Source organism: Streptomyces sp. NPDC054849, assembly GCF_053610945.1.
On the sequence record NZ_JBSGZI010000143.1, the window covers coordinates 1 to 16377 of the forward strand.

Annotated in this window: 14 protein-coding genes and 2 pseudogenes; 9 read left to right on the forward strand and 7 right to left on the reverse strand. The window is 70.4% G+C overall.

Annotated features, from left to right (window positions below; translation table 11 throughout):
- Window positions 1–88 precede the first annotated feature (88 nt).
- Window positions 89–673, reverse strand: a complete 585-nt coding sequence (locus ACWGIF_RS35560; protein ID WP_453503729.1) for a DinB family protein — start codon at window positions 671–673, stop codon at window positions 89–91.
- 5 nt (window positions 674–678) lie between these two features.
- Here ACWGIF_RS35560 and ACWGIF_RS35565 point away from each other — a divergent pair, with 5 nt between their 5' ends.
- Window positions 679–807: a hypothetical protein gene (locus tag ACWGIF_RS35565; protein WP_453503751.1), complete on the forward strand. Its 129-nt coding sequence runs from the start codon at window positions 679–681 to the stop codon at window positions 805–807.
- Window positions 808–1016: 209 nt separating this feature from the next.
- Here ACWGIF_RS35565 and ACWGIF_RS35570 read toward each other — a convergent pair.
- Window positions 1017–1913 (reverse strand): annotated as a pseudogene (locus ACWGIF_RS35570) (transposase); the annotation flags it as partial.
- Between the two features lie 568 nt (window positions 1914–2481).
- Between ACWGIF_RS35570 and ACWGIF_RS35575 the strand changes: the two are divergent.
- Window positions 2482–3063 (forward strand): hypothetical protein, encoded by a 582-nt coding sequence (locus tag ACWGIF_RS35575; protein WP_453503731.1) that lies wholly within the window; start codon window positions 2482–2484, stop codon window positions 3061–3063.
- Window positions 3064–3237: 174 nt separating this feature from the next.
- On the opposite strand, the gene ACWGIF_RS35580 is transcribed toward ACWGIF_RS35575, so the two are convergent.
- Window positions 3238–3510 carry a hypothetical protein gene (locus tag ACWGIF_RS35580; protein ID WP_453503732.1) on the reverse strand — a complete coding sequence of 91 codons (273 nt, stop codon included), beginning with the start codon at window positions 3508–3510 and terminating at the stop codon, window positions 3238–3240.
- Between the two features lie 32 nt (window positions 3511–3542).
- Window positions 3543–4130, reverse strand: a pseudogene (locus tag ACWGIF_RS35585) (IS5 family transposase); the annotation flags it as partial.
- A 196-nt stretch (window positions 4131–4326) separates the two neighbouring features.
- On the opposite strand from ACWGIF_RS35585, the gene ACWGIF_RS35590 reads away from it, so the two are divergent.
- From ACWGIF_RS35590 to ACWGIF_RS35600, 3 genes are all read left to right on the forward strand, one after another.
- Window positions 4327–5064, forward strand: a complete 738-nt coding sequence (locus ACWGIF_RS35590; RefSeq protein WP_453503734.1) for a VOC family protein — start codon at window positions 4327–4329, stop codon at window positions 5062–5064.
- Window positions 5065–5656: 592 nt separating this feature from the next.
- Window positions 5657–6994 carry an MFS transporter gene (locus ACWGIF_RS35595; RefSeq protein ID WP_453503736.1) on the forward strand — a complete coding sequence of 446 codons (1338 nt, stop codon included), beginning with the start codon at window positions 5657–5659 and terminating at the stop codon, window positions 6992–6994.
- The gene (locus ACWGIF_RS35600) at window positions 6991–8178 is read left to right on the forward strand and encodes an anhydro-N-acetylmuramic acid kinase (RefSeq protein ID WP_453503738.1); all 1188 of its coding nucleotides are present in this window, start codon (window positions 6991–6993) and stop codon (window positions 8176–8178) included. The genes ACWGIF_RS35595 and ACWGIF_RS35600 overlap by 4 nt, the downstream gene beginning before the upstream one ends.
- Window positions 8179–8255: 77 nt before the next feature.
- On the opposite strand, the gene ACWGIF_RS35605 is transcribed toward ACWGIF_RS35600, so the two are convergent.
- Together ACWGIF_RS35605 and ACWGIF_RS35610 are read right to left on the reverse strand one after the other, a co-directional pair.
- Entirely contained in the window at window positions 8256–8831 is a 576-nt protein-coding gene (locus ACWGIF_RS35605; RefSeq protein ID WP_453503740.1) for a hypothetical protein, read from the reverse strand.
- A gap of 140 nt (window positions 8832–8971) precedes the next feature.
- Entirely contained in the window at window positions 8972–9775 is an 804-nt protein-coding gene (locus tag ACWGIF_RS35610) for an SGNH/GDSL hydrolase family protein (RefSeq protein WP_453503742.1), read from the reverse strand.
- A 462-nt stretch (window positions 9776–10237) separates the two neighbouring features.
- Between ACWGIF_RS35610 and ACWGIF_RS35615 the strand changes: the two genes are divergently transcribed.
- The 4 genes from ACWGIF_RS35615 (at window position 10238) to ACWGIF_RS35630 (ending at window position 13267) form a co-directional block, all read left to right on the forward strand.
- Window positions 10238–11353, forward strand: coding sequence for an ABC transporter substrate-binding protein (locus tag ACWGIF_RS35615; RefSeq protein ID WP_453503744.1), 1116 nt, complete (start codon window positions 10238–10240; stop codon window positions 11351–11353).
- 56 nt (window positions 11354–11409) lie between these two features.
- Entirely contained in the window at window positions 11410–12126 is a 717-nt protein-coding gene (locus tag ACWGIF_RS35620; protein WP_453503746.1) for a hypothetical protein, read from the forward strand.
- A gap of 270 nt (window positions 12127–12396) precedes the next feature.
- Window positions 12397–12699, forward strand: a complete 303-nt coding sequence (locus tag ACWGIF_RS35625; RefSeq protein ID WP_453503747.1) for a hypothetical protein — start codon at window positions 12397–12399, stop codon at window positions 12697–12699.
- 154 nt (window positions 12700–12853) lie between these two features.
- Entirely contained in the window at window positions 12854–13267 is a 414-nt protein-coding gene (locus ACWGIF_RS35630; protein ID WP_453503748.1) for a hypothetical protein, read from the forward strand.
- 286 nt (window positions 13268–13553) lie between these two features.
- On the opposite strand, the gene ACWGIF_RS35635 is transcribed toward ACWGIF_RS35630, so the two are convergent.
- Complete coding sequence (locus tag ACWGIF_RS35635; protein ID WP_453503749.1) at window positions 13554–16013, reverse strand: CehA/McbA family metallohydrolase; 2460 nt, start codon at window positions 16011–16013, stop codon at window positions 13554–13556.
- Window positions 16014–16377: the final 364 nt, after the last annotated feature.

Here is a 16377-nt window from a genome sequence, read left to right on the forward strand (position 1 = left end):
AACGACGCGACGACATCCACGAGGCCTTCCTCGGCCTCGCCACCTGCCTCATCACCCACCGCCACGTCCAACGCCTTTGTTAGGACCCCTAAGCCTTGATGGGTGCGGCCGACCTGGCGGCCTGCTCGATCTTCGCGCAGTAGGCTGCACGGGCTTCCTCGTCGATCTGCGTCTCATGTTCGGCGCGCACCCCGGTCCGGCCGTCGAGGCCCTCGCGCAGGATATCGGCGTGCCCGGCATGCCGGATGGACTCGCCGAGGACATGGAGCATGATGGCGAACAGGTTCGTGTTCGGATAAGGCTCCGGCCACCACGGCACGTGGCCGGGGGCGTCGAGGGGAAGCTCGTTGATCGTCGCGTCCGAGTGTTCCCACGTGCGCCGGTAGAACCCGATGATCTGATCGCGGGTCTCGTCCTCGGTCGCCCACAGATCGCTGCCGTTGGAGTCCTGCCACCGGGGCAGCGGTTCCGGGGAAGGGCGGTCGAAGACCTCGCCGAAGTACCTGGCCTCGACAGTGGCCACGTGTTTGACCAAGCCGAGGAGGTTGCTCCCGGTCGCTGTCAAAGGTCGGCGGGCGTCGTATTCGGACAAGCCGTCGAGTTTCCAGAGCAGCGCCTTGCGGTCCCGCCGCAGTCTCCCGTGCAGGTTGTCTTTCGCGAATTCATCGATCATGCGGCATGAGCCTGCCATGGGCTGCTCGTGGTCTCAAGATCCCGTACGTGGTCCGCAACGACTGGCAGAGCCGAGGCCTGGCCATGTCGGCCGCCCTGACCTGCTGCAAGAAGCTTGCGAAACATGCCACGTGAGACAACCTCTTGGCTTGTTCTTCATCTTCCTGCGGCTTGATGTGCGGCGATCGTGAGCTCGCGTTTGATGGTCTTGCCGAGGTCGTGGCGGGGTGCCCGGCGCTTGTCCTTGGCGCCGGGTGTTCGTCCGGGGCCGGTGCCGGTGCCGCTGGGGTTGGGGTTGGGAACACGTGTTCCGGAACCCCCGGCGGACCCGGGCCGGGGTGAGCCAGGGGAAGCTCTCCCTCGTGGTCAAGCCAGGCCGAGCGGTGAGTGAGCCGCGGGTACGCCCGGTCCCATGCCTGGGCCTCGGCCTTGCCATAGCTACTGGTGCCCGTGACGATGGTGATCGCGGGCTCGGGCCAGGTCTCCGGCTTGGTGAAACGGAACTCCGGTCCGTGTTTGGGCAGCCAGCCGTTGATGCCGGGCATCCGCGGCGGCTTCGGAAGTCGCATGACCCGGTCGGAGCGGACGCGGCCGACCAACTCCACCGGGAGATCGCGCAGGACCCAGGCCAGGCCGGTGACGTCGGAGCCGGCATCGCTGACGATTACGATGTCAGGGTTCGGGCCCGCCACTGGCCCGCGTCGACGAGCCGTTCGACGACGCCTCGCAGCTGGGCGGCGGTAACGGCGGTCGCAGCGTCCTCCGGCCGAGCCGGACCGCGTCCAGGATCGCGGTCCAGGAGGTGCAGCCGGGCTCCAGCACGGCGACGAAGGAGTAGGGCCAGCCCGGGATGAACTGCGAGGCCGTCTTCGCCCGGCCGTACACGTGGCAGAAGAGCCTCTCGGCCGAGCACGGCGCGTCCGAACGCAGCCACGGCGACACATCGACCGCCAGCACCAGGCGCCCACCGTCAAAGCGGGGCAGCGGCAGCCCTGCCAACACCGTCCGAAGCCAATCCACGTCGCTCCGGCCGCGGTTCAAGCCGCCGTACTCGCTCCATGCTCACGGCGGTGTTCGGGTAACAGCGTCAAGTGCACCGGGGATCTCACCGGGCCGTCCGCGCAAAGAAGCGCATCCGCCAGCTCGAACAGTTCATCGCGCCGGGCGGTCAGACACTCGTAGAACTCACCCCGGGAGCGTGACACTTCCACGAACGTTTTCCTCCGGACGTCGTCAGGCAGCCGACTCCCCCTGACGGCCTTCAACGGCACGTCCGCGGGTTCACCAGTCCTCTCCCCCCTTGTCTACGGAGGGATGAGCGGCGGCGTTGATCCAGTCGGTCCGTTCGTAGTTCTCCATGGCTTCGGCTACCTCACGGAGTATCCCGAGCTCGGCCACCCGAGGAAGTAGGCGTGGTCGTCGTGTGGAGCGCGACCGAGATGGTCCTGCCACAGGCCTGGGGTCGCGTCTACGAAGTGCTCATCGCCATGACCGTCGGCGATGGGATCCACTGAGTACTCCACCAGGGAGTCTCCCGCTGGTCTGGGTCGTCCTCGCCCTCCCAGTTCATCAAGCGGTTCTGTCGCACGTCGGCGATTGCGTCCATGGAGTACAGCGGGCCGCACGGCCAGATCCCGAAGGAGGCGGTCTGGCCGGAGCCGGGGAACCAGCTGCCGCCGCGGACGACCGGGGGATGCACCACCTGGAGCGGTGCGCGAATATCCTGGGCTGGACGCAGGTGGTGCCAAGCCACTGCGCACGGCGGGGTGCGGACCCGCGTGTACGGAGCAGAGAGGGAAGGGGCGGGAGATGGATTCGGCAGAGCACCACCCCTCCAACGACCGAATGACCGGGGTGCAAGGGTGGGACCCGGTGGCGGAGCTGCCGGACGGTGAGCCGGAGCGGAGTTTCCACGGGCAGTGGCATTACCGTTCGGGGCTGAACGTGCCCGGTCCGTTCTACACGGCCGGCGCGGACAGCGGCTGGACCGGGCGCGAGTACGCACCCCGGCATGTGCTCTACGGCGACCGGCTCGAGGGATACGGCGAGTTCGTGTACCGGCAGCCGAAGACCCCCGATGAGGTACGTGCTCTCGCGCTGGCCGCGGCCGAGGACCTGCCGGCCGCGTGGGCCTGTGACGGCGACCTGCAGTGGACGCCCGCTGCCGTGCGTCAGTGGTGGCGCGAAAGACGAAGGGTCGAGGAGTACATCGCGACGATGCTCGTGGAGTGGGAGGCGAGCGAGGAGGAGAACGAGCGCGAGGCGGCCGTGGGCTTGCGCGACTACGAGGCATACCTGGCCGGTGAGTTGGCGGACGATCTGCGGGCGTACATCTTCCGGCTGGAGCACGGCCGTTATCCGGGTGGCGGAGACGTGCTGCCGGAGCTGTGAGAGCACGGAGAAGGGCGGCCGGATGTGCTCTGACATCGGCCACCCCTCACCGACATCCCCCGAGCCCGCGAAAGCCCCCTGAGAGCACTTCGCTCCGCCACATAGCGACAGGGCGATGCAGCCGAGCCCGGTTTGGCCGACAGCATCCCCGGAGCCGTCGGCCGGGCGTCACGTTTACTGAGCGACCAGTCCGAAGTCCTGGGGGAAGGCCTCAAGGAACTCCCGCCGTGCGGGATCGGCCTCTGCCTCAGCCATCCCTCCAAGGACGTCAAGCAGATCCTGCCGTTGATCGCTCGACAAGTGCTTGTGCACCGCAGCCATACCATCCAGGGCCTTCACCGCGTCATCGAGATCCATCTGTTCGTCGTCCGTGCCGTCGATGAACCAAGCCATGTCGACCAGGGCCGCGGTCAAGGCATGCACCAGCGATGAGTACTCAGATGCCACGGTGGTCTCATGGACAAACGCTGCTGCTGAACGTGCACGAAGCCACCCAGCACCGTGTCGGGCCGTTTCCGTGGCCGTCCGACCAGGCCGGCGACCGAGGGGATCTTCTTCACCAGCGGTTCAGCTTGGTGACGTCGTTGCGGTTTCCGCCGGTCAGCGAGACGGCGAATGGGATGCCCTGGCCGTCGACGATGAGGTGGTGCTTGCTGCCCGTACGTGCTCGGTCGACCGGGCTGGGCCCGCTTTGGGGCCTCGTCGAGCGGCCCGGACATGGCTGGAGTCGATCACCGCCCGATAGCAGTCGAGCTTGGCCGCCCGCAGCCTCTCGAGCAGGATCATGTGGAGCCGGTCCCAGACCCCGGCCTCGTCCCAGGCCTCGAGCCGACGCCGGCAGGTCATACCCGAACCGAAACCCAGCTCCCGGGGCAGGTACCCCACTGGATGCCGGTATGCAGCACGAACAAGATCCCGTACAAACCTGGCAGTCAGGCACCCTGGGCCGGCCCCGGCTTCAGCTTCGGCCCCGGTGTCGGCAGCAACCGCTCGATCAGCGACCACAGTTCACCCGAGACAATCCACGGACGAGACTCCTTCTTCCGCACGATGAGACCAACGAGCATTCAAGCCGACCTCACAATACAACCGGCTTCTGTTAGGGCTTCTTAGACGGCCGGATGCAGGAGGCGGCGTGGTCGGGTCTCGCCTTCGTCCACAAGGACTGCCACGGTCTCGACGAGGGCGATCATGGTCGGTACCGGGACGAGCACTCTCTGATCGCGGCGGCCTGAGACGGCGGCAGCTTCTAGGATCTGCGGCATGGCAACACGACTCGTGCAGATCAACATGAAGGCCCAGGACGACTCCGTGCTCGGCCGGTTCTGGGCGGAGGCACTCGGTTGGGGTGTCGACAGCGAGGGACCCGGCGTCACCAACCTCGAACCCGTGGGTTTCGGCTACCCCGACCCCGTGGCCGTCTGCATCGACATCGTCGCCCGCCCCGAGGTCAAAACGGTGAAGAACCGGGTGCACCTTGATCTGGCCACCACCTCGACCGCCCATCAGGCGGATTTGGTCGCGCGCTTGAAGGATCTCGGCGCGACGCTCGCCGACGTGGGTCAGGGCGACGTCCCCTGGACGGTCATGGCCGACCCGGAGGGCAATGAGTTCTGCGTCCTGGAGCCCCGCCCTGTCTACCAGGACACCGGGCCGATCGCCGCGGTGGTGGTCGACTGCACCGACCCACGAGGGATGACCCGGTTCTGGGGCCAGGCGATGGACTGGACGCTGCACGAGGTCACCGACGACCACGCAACCATGCGATCCGCCAAAGGCGTCGGCCCCTACCTGGAGTTCCTCCGCACCCCCGACACCAAGAGCGGGTGGAACCGCGTCCACCTCGACGTCTGCCCCTACCCTGGTGACGACCTGGCAGCAGAAGAAGCCCGCCTGCGCGCCCTGGGCGCCACCGACCCTGGTATCGACCAGTCCGCAATCTCCTGGATGGTTCTGGCCGACCCGGAAGGCAACGAATTCTGCCTCCTCACTCCTCGCTGACCTTGAGCGGCTCCGGCCGTTTTCGGGTCAGCGGCGAAGACCGCGTAGCGTCAGCGCATGCCGCCGGAGACAGGGATGCTGCCCCTGGTGATCCAGCACGCGTCATTGACGCCAGGAATACCTGCTGCGCGTTCTGTCTGGGCGCGCGGGGCGATGTCAGTGATCTCTTGCAGGAGCTCTGCAAGAGATGAGGAAAGGGCGGCGGAGCGGAACTGGCTCTCAGGACCAGTTCATGGGTGGCACATCCGGATGCGGGTCACGGGGAAGGACTTCACACTCACCACCCGAGTCGGAAGGATCGCGGACTGCCGCGGTGCGGTGTGAGCCGACGGGAGTGGGCTTGTGCCAGTTGAGCCGTTTGACGGGGCGGATGCCCCGTGCCGCCTGAGCGCGCCCGGGACCACCACACGAGGAGCTCTGAGAGTCCTGGCGGCAGGCGGCTCAGCCGCGTGCGGCGTGCGCCCGGGCCGTGCACCGCCCCGTCCGGTGCGAAAGCGGACCACGGGGACGTGCCGTGTCCGCCCTGCCGCCGATGTGCTGAACCGTGGCCCCGTGAGGCGTCGGGACGCCGCGGAGCGGGCACGCAGCACGGGTGACCCCGACCGACCTGCTCCCGGCGCCGCCGCCCCGCGCCGCTGCTCGCAGGGCCCTGCTCGCCGGGTCGGCCGGCAATCTCGTCGAGTGGTACGAGTTCGGTGTCTACGGCTGCTTCGCCACCGTCATCGCGGCCAACTTCTTCACCCCACTCGCGGGTGCAGGAGCGGGGGCCGCGAGCGGCACCGGGGCGCTGCTCGCCACCTACGCCTCGTTCGCGCTCGCCTTCTTCTTCCGGCCGGTCGGCGCCGTGCTCTTCGGACGTCTCGGTGACCGTCTCGGCCGCCGTCCCACGCTCGTCCTCACCATCGGCCTCATGACGCTCGCCACCACCCTGATCGGGCTCCTCCCCACCCATGCCGCCATCGGCCCGGCGGCCCCCTGGCTCCTCACCCTCCTGCGCGTGCTGCAGGGACTCTCCGCGGGCGGGGAGTTCGGCGGTGCGGTTTCCATGATCACGGAGTACGCGCCGCCGGGCCGCCGGGGCCTCTATGGAGCATGGCAGTCCTTCACCGTCGCCCTCGGCCTGCTGGCCGGCGTCGCCACGGCCGCCGCCCTGGCGACGGCGCTGCCCGCCGCCGCGCTGTACGCGTGGGGATGGCGGATCCCGTTCCTGCTGGCCCTGCCGCTCGGACTGGTCGCGCTGTGGCTGCGTACGGCGCTGGAGGAGCCACCCGCGGCGCCCCCGGCAGCCGAGGCCGAGCCCGGGGCCCACGGTGCCGTCGGCGGGCCTCCCGGCAGAAGGGAGCTGGTTCGTGCCGTCGTACTCGGTATCGGGCGGATCATGGGCTGGTCGGCCGCCGGGTACACATTCCTCGTCGTGCTGCCCTCCTACCTCCAGTCCACGCTGGGTACCTCCTTTCGGAACGCACTGCTCGCCACCACTCTCGCCAACCTGGGTTTCGCCGCCTCGATCCTGCCCGCAGGCCTCCTCAGCGACCGGTTCGGGCGCCGCCCGGTCATGCTCGGCGGTGCCCTCGGGGTCGTCGTCCTCGCCTTCCCCCTCCTGCACACCCTCCAGTCGCCCGAGGCGTCCCCGCAGACCCGGGCAGCGGCCGTGCTGGCAGCGGGCGCCCTGGTCGGCCTGCTGGCCGGACCGGGGCCGGCCATGCTGGCCGAGATGTTCCCGCGGCGCGTCCGCTGCACCGCCCTCGGGCTTGCCTACGCCCTGGCCAACGCGGTGTTCTCAGGCTGCGCGGGACTCGTCATCACCGCATTGACCGCCCGGACAGGAGACACCACCATCCCCGCCTACTACGCCGCCGGCACATGCGCCCTCAGCTCACTGGCACTGCTGACCCTGCGCGGGAACGACCACCGGGAGCCCCTGAGATGAGGGTGGTCGGCCTGATGTCAGGCACCTCGTACGACGCCGTCGACGCAGCGGCCTGCGATCTCGACCACCGGGCCGCGGACGGCACGCTGCACCTCACCCCGCTGGGCATGGTGAGCGAGCCGTACCCGGCCGACCTGCGGACCGCTCTCGCCGCGGCCCTGCCTCCCTCGGCCACCACGCTCGCCGACGTGTGCCGTCTCGATACCCGCATCGGGCAGGTCTTCGGGCGGCTCGCCGTCCGGGCCGACCGTGAACTGTGCGAAGGCAGAGCCGAGTTGGTGGCGTCGCACGGGCAGACCGTCTACCACTGGGTGGCGGACGGGCGGGTCCACGGCACCCTGCAGCTCGGTGAACCGGCGTGGATCGCCGAGGCCACCGGCTGCCCCGTCGTCTCCGGCTTCCGGCCGAGGGACGTCGCCGTCGGCGGGCAGGGCGCGCCGCTGGTGAGCCTGATCGACCTGATGCTGCTGCGCGGCCGGCCCGGTGTGCCGGCCGCCCTGAACATCGGCGGGATCTCCAACGTCACCGTGGTGCCGCTCTACGGCGACCCCGTGGCGTTCGACACCGGTCCGGGCAACGCGCTGATCGACGCTGCGGTGCGCGAGCTGACGGGCGGGCGGCTCGCGTACGACGCGGACGGCACGCTCGGGGCCGCCGGACGGGTGCACGAGCCCCTGCTGGAACGACTGCTCGCGGAGCCGTACTACCGGTTGCCCGCCCCGCGGACCACCGGCAAGGAGCTGTTCCACGAGGGATATCTGCGCTCCCGCCTGACGGGGTTCGGGCAGCTCCCGCCGCAGGACGTGGTCGCCACGCTCACGCGCCTCACCGCCCGGACCGTCGCCGACGCGCTGCGGCCGCTGGGCGCCACCGAGGTCTTCGCGTCGGGAGGCGGTGTACGCAACCCGACGCTGACGGGGATGCTGCGCGCCGAGCTGGGCGGCGCGGAGCTTCGCACGTCGGACGAACTCGGGCTGCCCGCCGCGGCGAAGGAGGGCTACGCGTTCGCCGTGCTGGGATACCTCACCCTGCACGGCCTCCCGGGCAACGCCCCCGGGTGCACCGGCGCCGCGGGCCCTCGCATCCTCGGTTCGATCACACCGGGCGCCCGCCCGCTCCACCTGCCCGCGAGGCCGACCCGTGCCCCGCACTCCCTGTCCGTAGGGGCCCCGGTGCGTCACTGAGGTGGGGGCGTCTGGCGTACGGTCTGCCCGAACCGGAGCTCCGGCAGACCGTCGCCCCCTACGCAGCGGGCTCCGGCTCAGCAGCCGCCGCAGTTGTAGAACGTCACGTCCCAGTGGTTGCCCTCGTCGGCGTAGATGTTGCCGGCGCCGGACTTCCACTGCGGGGCGCCGTCACCGCGCACGCCGATGTAAGTGAACGTGTTCTTGATGTAGTTCCCGACGCAGGTGTACTTGCTGAAGTCGAGCTTGTAGCCGTTCCAGTGGGAGTAGGTGCCGCCGGCGTGGCCGGTCTCGGTGCCGCCGGTGATGTTCAGGGCGCAGCCGCTGGCGCTCTTGAGGGTCTGGGCGCCCTTCGCCGTGGCGAGGTTGAGCTGCTCGAACGACGTACAGGTGGGGTTGTTGCGGTCCGAGCAGCCGCCGGACGACGACCAGGTGATCCCGGAGCCGCGGAACATCGAGGTCGCAGTGGCGTGGCTGATCTTGGTGGCCGCGTGGGCCTCGCCGGCGCCGCCGATGACCCCCACGCCGGGGGCGAAGAGCGCACCGAGGACGAGGGCGAGGGCGGTCAGGACGGCCCGGAGGGTGTTTCCTCGTGCGTGGGTTGGGGCCGTGTCGCCGGCCTGGGGACCGGTGGGCGCCTCGGGGGACTTCATGAGCTTTCCTCCTGGTGCGGATTGTGGGGGACGGATGCGATGGTGTGCGGTGGTGTGCGGTGGTGCCGGACGGTGGACCCCGGGGTCTACCCGCGTCGACTCTGCGGCGCGGAAGGCCCCAAAAGGCTGTCCGGGGGAGATCAGACGGCGGAGCGGAAGGCCGGCAGGTATCCGCCGGTGTGGCCGGCGGCCGTGGGGTGATAGCTGTTGGAGACGGGCACCGAGACGCTGTGCAGCCAGGCGTTGCCCGAGCAGATCTCGTGGCCGGTGAACTCGTCCACGACGCTGGAGTAGGTGAATCCCGCGTTGGCGGCCTGCTTTGCGAGCATGCCGTTGAGGGCGTCGCTGCCCCGGTTGATCGCCGCGCGCTCGGTTTCGCTCAGGCCGGCGATGCAACTGCCGTTCAGCTGGTAGAAGCGCGGGTAGCCGAGCACGACGACATGAGCCTGCGGCGCCTTGCTGCGGATGGCGCCGTAGAGGGACGAAAGGCTTCCGGGCAGGGTGTTGGTGATCTGTGCGATGGCGTTGTTCACCGCGCTCACGCAGGTCGCCTCGCTCTGCAGGACGCAGGTCTGCATGACGTTGGCGAACCCGACGTCGTTGCCGCCGGCGGTGAGGCTGACGAGCGTGGTGGAACTGTTGAGCGGGGTCAGCTGGCTGCTCTTGACGGTGCTGGTCGTCGCTCCCGAACAGGCGGTGAAGGAGAACGAGGCCGGGGCGTTGGCCGCCGCCCACAGGGACGGGTAGGCCTTGCTGCTGCGCTGGCAGCTGCCGCTGTCGGAGAGGTAGCTTCCGGCGCCGACCCCCGAGGAGTAGGAGTCACCGAGAGCCACGAAGCGCTCCCCTGCTGCCGTGGCGGCGGAGGCGGGCTGGGCCAGTCCCAGGCTCGCGGCCACCAGGACCAGCAGGACGGGCAGAACCCGTTTCAGATGTGTCGCGGACATGACAAAAAACTCCTTGGAATGTTGTGCGGAACAGGAGTTGTTGAAGCGTCACACTTCTAGCAGTGCTGGACGCCCTTGCGATAGGCGTGTGAAACGTTTTGTTTCTGCGCGCTCTGCCGAGGGGCGACGGCGAACCACGCCATGCCTCGGGAAAGCTGCCCCCGCGCTGCCCGCCGGAGCACTTGTCACCTGCTGGAACCGGACACCACCACAGCGCCGGCCTGGCGCAGGCTCCCCCACACGTCGCGCAGGCGACCCTTGTGTCGACCTGTCGAGAAACGGCCGTCCGCTTCGCATAATCGGTTGCCCACTGGCGACGGTGGCGGATGCAATGTCCGGCATGGCCACCCAGGTTCGCCCGTCACAGCGAGATGAGAGAGGGCTTCCCGGCTGCCCACCGGGACGTGCCACTCTGTGATCTGGGCCCCTGCAACCGAATCGCCACACGGGAGAAGCCCACGCATGCATACGCCACCCTCGCCCGCTGCAGCAGTGCGGATCGACGGATCGCCCGTCCGGATCGGTGCTCTCGCACCGCTGACTCGGCCCGGCTGGGTCGAGGCGGGCCACCACTTGCTCGCTGGACTCGAGCTGGCCGTGCGCGATGTCAATGAAGCCGGCGGGATCGTCGGACGACCACTCGAGCTGGTGGTCCGGGACACCGCCGCTGATCCACAGAGGGCCGCGGCGGCTGTAGACGAATTGGCTCGTCTGGGCGTGGCCGCCCTGGTGGGGGAGTACCACAGCGTCGTCGCACGTGCCGCCGCCGCCAGGGCCGACGCCCTCGGCCTGCCGTTCCTCTGCTCGTCAGCGGTTCTCGACGCGCTCACCGAACAGCCGACTCAATGGGTCGCCCGCCTGGCCCCGGCGCAGTCCCACGGCTGGCGGATCTACGCAGACTTCCTCCTCGGCGCGGGCCACAGCCGCATCGCCGTAGCAGCCGAGCCGACTGTCTACTGGGCATCAGGGACCCGCATTCTGCGAGATCACCTCGCTCCCCGCGGCGGCACCGTCGTCGAACTCGATGCGCGCGCGCTCGGCCCCACGGCCGTGTGCGACGCACTCGTCGACCATCGCGCGACAGCCCTCCTCCTTCTGATCGGCCACCCGGAGCCGGCGGTGTCGCTTGTCAAGTCCGTGCGCGGCGACCAGCGGCTCGCCGAGATCCTCATCGGTGCTCCGGCCGGGCAACCGGAGTTCGCCGAATGGGCGACGTTGCTGGGCGACGACAGTGCCGCGATCCCGTTCTTGCGCTACCTGCCCGAGCGCCTCACCCCTCTCGGTGCACGAGTCGGGAAGGCCCTTGGCGACCGGCTGGCCGAGGAGCCGTCCTTCGTCGCCTTCGAGGGCTATGACACCGTCGCCGTCCTCGCAGAGGTGCTGCGTTCGCACGGCGGCGCGGACCGGGCGCGCATCGCCGGATCCTGGGCGCGTGTTGCAGTCGACGGCACCCGCGGACAGATCCGGTTCTCCCGCACGCCGGGCATCAGCGTGTGGCAATGGGCCTGGCCACCAGTCCAAGTCGTTGATCGCGATCCGGCGGATCCCGATCGCTTTCGGATCCTTCACGCCGGCTGAGAGAACGTGAAGGTCCGGTTGTCCACGGTCAGAGGGCGCTCCGGTAGCGTGGTCCGATGATCTCCGGTGACGCCCTCGTGAAGCGACTGCTGGCGCTGGCCGCCCGAGTCCCGTTCGACCCCGCGGTACAACCCGGCGCGACCGTTGCCGACTTCGACCGCTGGCCCGTCCCGGTACCGGCCGAGGTGCGTGAACTACTGGGGCGACTGGGCGGCTTCGTGGTACCCCCGGTGCAGTTCGTGCTGACCGGCCACCCCCGCCAGGGTCGCGACTACGGGCTGCCGCAGCCCCACTGGCTGGTCACCGACGACGGTGGTGGCGGCGTCACCTGGGTCGACATCGAGGCCGACGGCCGGTGGGGCCAGGTGCTGATGCAGTACCGCGAGGGCGGACTCCACGTCGAAGCCGACTCGCTGCCGCACTGGCTCGACCGTCTGATCGGGACGGCGGAGGGCCTGGTCGACGAGACGGGCTTCGAGGACGGTGTCCAACCCTACGCCGACGATTTCTGGGACCTTCTGCAGCTGAACGGCCCCGACCTTCCACTGCACCCCGCGACTGAACTCCGGGGCCGTCCCGGTACGGACCCGGTGGTCGCCGGGCTCGCCGCGCGGGTACCGGACGGCGCGCTGATCGCCGACCTCCGCGGAGCCCTGCCGGGCAGCCGGGCACGCTTCGATCGGGCGCTCAGACGATACCGCCTGGAACGCGCCGTCGGCGGCGCGGTGTTCGCCGCCGTTCCCCGGGACTGCGAACCCCGGCGTCCGGCCTGAGGAGCGGAGCACTCATGCCCCGCCAGGGTGACCTTCAGCGGCGGCTGAAAAAGCCACCCTCGAGCGGATGGAGGCGCGGAACATTCGATTCCAGCAGGATGTGGCTGGCTTTCCAAGGGTGTTCGGTAGGGAGATCGTTCAATCCCAGGAGATCGCCATCGTCTCGTTGCGTGCGTTGATGGAACGAGGGGAAAATCGCGGCCCCGCTGTCGGTGCCACCTGAGAGCATCGCTCGGGGGTCGGATGACCGACCACGACGGGGGGACAGGCATGGACGGCAAGAACGATATCGAGAACGAGAACGAGAACGCGCACGCGTGGCCGCGCGGGGCGACACCTGCGGCCATGGCGCAGCTTGAAGAGTGGCTCGCCGAGCGCGGCTGGGAGGTCGACCCGACGGTCTACATGGCCGGCGCCGGCGGCGCCGCCGTCCAGGTACGGCGCGTCGGGGCAGCGTGGGCCGACGGCGACGCCGGTCTGCTGATCCTGCCCGCGGAAACCGTGGTGTGGGACGGGAGCCGCATGCGGATCGCCCCCCGGGCCGCTGTGCCGACGCGGTGCGCAGCCTCGTAGATCGCGCCGGGGCTCGGCTGCGCCCGGAGGGGCAGTGGTACGGGACGGAAGGGGCCCGGTAGCCGGTCAGCGCCGAGTATCGGTCCCGGGCGCGGTGTGCGCACCGCGCCACGGGTCGCCTCGCGGCGTGCCGGAACGCATGATGGATCAGGTGATGACGGTTTTGGTGGTCGGCGTGCCCGACGGCGAGCAGCTGGAACTGTTGCGCTCGGGCATCCAGCGCAACCCGCACTTCCGGGTGGTCTCGCACGCCCACGATCCCGCCGTCGCGCTCGCGCACGCCCGCGTCCTGCTGCCCGACATCACTGTCCTGTCCCTGCCCGCCGGGCTCGACCGCATCGACGCGGACCCGGATGTCCTCCGTGTGTTCCGCGGTGTGCGCGCCCTGGACCCTCCGAGCGGAGTGGTACTGCGGACGGCCGCCGCCCGCGTATCCCGTGCGGTGTCGGGCCTCGCGTCCGAGGGAGCCGTCCACGTCGTGCGCGAGGGAGACTTCGAAGCCTTGACACGGGCCCTGCGCACGATCGGGCTGCGCCGGGCCAGCTGCGACCCGGACGAGATGCCCTGACGCCGCCACAGAGGCTCCACCACGCGCTCGGGCCTGCTCCGAGGGCGCCCCCTCCCGCTGCGCGGACACGGATCGATGACGGCAACCATTCCGGGGGGAGGTCGGACGTGAGGCGGATCTTGCAGCACACAACCCCCCGGGACAACGGCTTCACCTGCCTTCTGCGCGCTGCTCAACGGAGCCTGGCTGCCTCGCGCCCAACCGTCCACGGGCGGCCCCGGTCGGCCATGAGCGACTGCGGGCAGGCAGCCCCGCGAGTCCTCGGCGTGCGGGGCATCACGACCCCCTAGCCGGCGCTGATCGCCGTCACGTGCGTGGTGCCGTCACGCAGGGCGGTGATGCGGACCTGCCCCGCCGGGAAAGGGTCCCTCCCGTTCGGGCCGGGTATCTGGGCGAACGGGGTCCAGGATCCGTCCGGCATCCTGACGTTGTGCCAGATCCGTCCGTCGAGCCCGACCGCCACGACCTGGGCCGAGCCGTCGGGCGTCCCCGTGATGCCGATGGCGCTGGCCGCCATGGTGGCGGTGGTGACGCCCCGCGGAGGCCGGAAGCCCGTCCAGGAGCCGTCGGGCCGCCGCAGCTGGTGGTACACCATCCCGTCCAGCCCGATCGCGAGGACCTGGGAGGAGCCGTCGGGCATCCCGGTGATCGCCAGGGCGGGGCCGGAGAACGTCGGGGCGCCGTTGTAGCCGGCCAGACGCCCCCAGGCCGTCGACACACCGTCCCGCCCGCGAGCACAGTGGTACATGGCACCGTCGGTGCCGTAACTGAGCAGCTGGGCGGACCCGTCGGGCATGGCGGTGATCGACACCTTCGTCGCACCCCAGCGGCTCTTCGCGGTGACGCCGGGCAGGGCCCGGAATCCGGGCAGTCCGCCGTCGGCGCGTCGCTGCTGGTGGAAGGTGGTGCCGTCCATGGCCGTCACCACGATCTGGCAGGTCCCGTCGGGGAAGGCAGCGATGTCCGCCTCCCGGACCGTGAAATCGTTCGAGCCGTCCGGTCCCGCGACGCGCTGCCAGGGCCGCAGCGTGACCGACCCCCGTACGGCGGTCAGCCACAGACCGTTGTCGGGCGCGATGCCCAGCACCACGACGGAGCCGTCCGCCATGCCGGCCGCGGCGCTCTGGATTCCCGTGAACGAAGCGGCGCCGGCGGTGGCGCCCGGCAGCGGGCGCATGCTGCTCCACGACCCGTCGGGGCGGCGCTCGGCGTGGAAGAGTGCGCGCCGCTCGATGTCGTACGGGGGCAGCTGGGCGGAGTAGAACCACACCGGGTTGGTGAGGGCGACCAGTTGGTCCAGCGTGGTGGAGGCGGGCTTGGGCCGGCGCACCTCGGCCCGGGCGAACAGCGAGGCCTTGCCCCAGCCGCGCCAGCGCAGCTGCCCTCTGCCGCTTCCGTCGATGCAGGTGGCGGCCATGATGCCCCACTCGGTGTACAGCGTGGCGATGCTGTCCGGAGCGCCCGTCACGTTGAGGGTCACATCGACGGCGTCGAAGAACGACAGCGGCAGTTCCTCGCCGGGTTCCGCGACCGCCCCTCCGGCGCGCGCGGTGAAGTCCACGGTCACGGCTGCGGATTCGACGGCGTACGAGCGGCCCAGGCGCAGTGCGTCCAGCACGGCGGGCGTCGACAGGCTGGTGGCGTGCACCACGTTGTGGGGCCGGCCGACGGCGTCCCCGTGGCTGTGGGCGTCGCTGTTGCCGACGGCAGCGACCCGCTTGCCGAGGCAGAGCATGACGTGCCAGGCGGCGATGTTGGCCGCGTCGTCGAGGGTCCAGGGCCCGTTCCACACCTCCAGCGCGTCCACGCGGTCGAGGCCGAACTCCCAGAAGGATCCAGGCGCCGGCGTCAGGGGATGGGCGGCGATCGTGAGTCCGCCCAGACTGTGCACGCGCCGGGCGTGGGTGTCGAACACCCCCTGATCCGCGGGGCCGTAGCGCCAGTCCACCCATTCGCCCTGCGGCAGTCCGACGGCCAGCCAGTGGCCGTGGCGGGTGGTGACCTCCTCGGCGTTGATGACCAGCAGGTCCGTCGGGACGTTGCCGTGCCAGGTCACGCCCGTGGAGCTGGTGTTGTGGTCGGACGTGGCGATGAAGTGCAGCCCCTCCAGGCGGGCGGCGGCGACGATCTCGTCCACCGTGCGCTTCCCGTCGGAGTGCACGCTGTGCAGGTGCAGGTCGCCTCGGTACCAGCCCGGCCCCCGCCCCGCGACCGAGGCGGGCAGGAGGTCGTACGGGGTCCGGGGGAGCGGGTCTCCGTGGTGCAGGGTGACGTCGACCTGCCAGGCCATGCCGCCGGCGCTGCCGACCATCGGCCCCAGGATGACGGACCAGCTGCCGGGCTCGACGGGCCCGGGCACGTAGCCGGGGGTGGCGTCCGCCGCGGAGAGGGTGAAAGCGGACCGTTCACCGCCGGACCAGCCGCGGAAGCGGGACGGGCCGAAGATGCCGAGGTCCAGGATGCCCGCGGCGGCGTCGTGGGAGGTGGAGACGGAGATCCGCTGGACGCCGGCGGGGACGTCGAAGGCGACGTAAGCCCACTGGTCGGTGCCGTACGGGGCGTGGCCCCGGTAGGTGGTGGTCACCGCGTCGGTCCCGCGGCCCTTCGTCGCGGCGTGCGCGACCGGTGCGGGAACCAGCGCGGCGGCTCCGCCCGCGGCCAGCAGGGCCCCTAATCGGAGCAGGGACCTGCGCTCGACGCGCGGGGCGGGGTCGTGCGCATCGCTCGGGAGGTGTTCGCTCGGCACAGCCGTGCTCTCCGTTCACGTGAGGTGGCATGGATGGCGTGCAGGTGCGTACAGCGGCGTGCAGGTGCGAGGGCATGCGGGTGTGGGTGTGGGTGTGGGTGCGGGTGCGGTGCGGGTGCGCGTGGGGGTGCGCGTGCGGGCGGGGACGGGGACGCCGGCGGGCACGGGGACAGGGACGCGGCCGGGATCCGCACCGGGGAGGGTGAGTCGGGGTGAGACGCGCTGCCGCCCCTGCGGTGCGTGAGCGCCCGGCGCCCTAGGCCGTCTCTTTCGGATCTTGTCGGCCGAGCCCACGGCGTCCGGTGCCGTGCCCGGCAAGGCGGAGGGGCGCCCGTGTACTGGACGTACTCGGGCGCCCCGACAA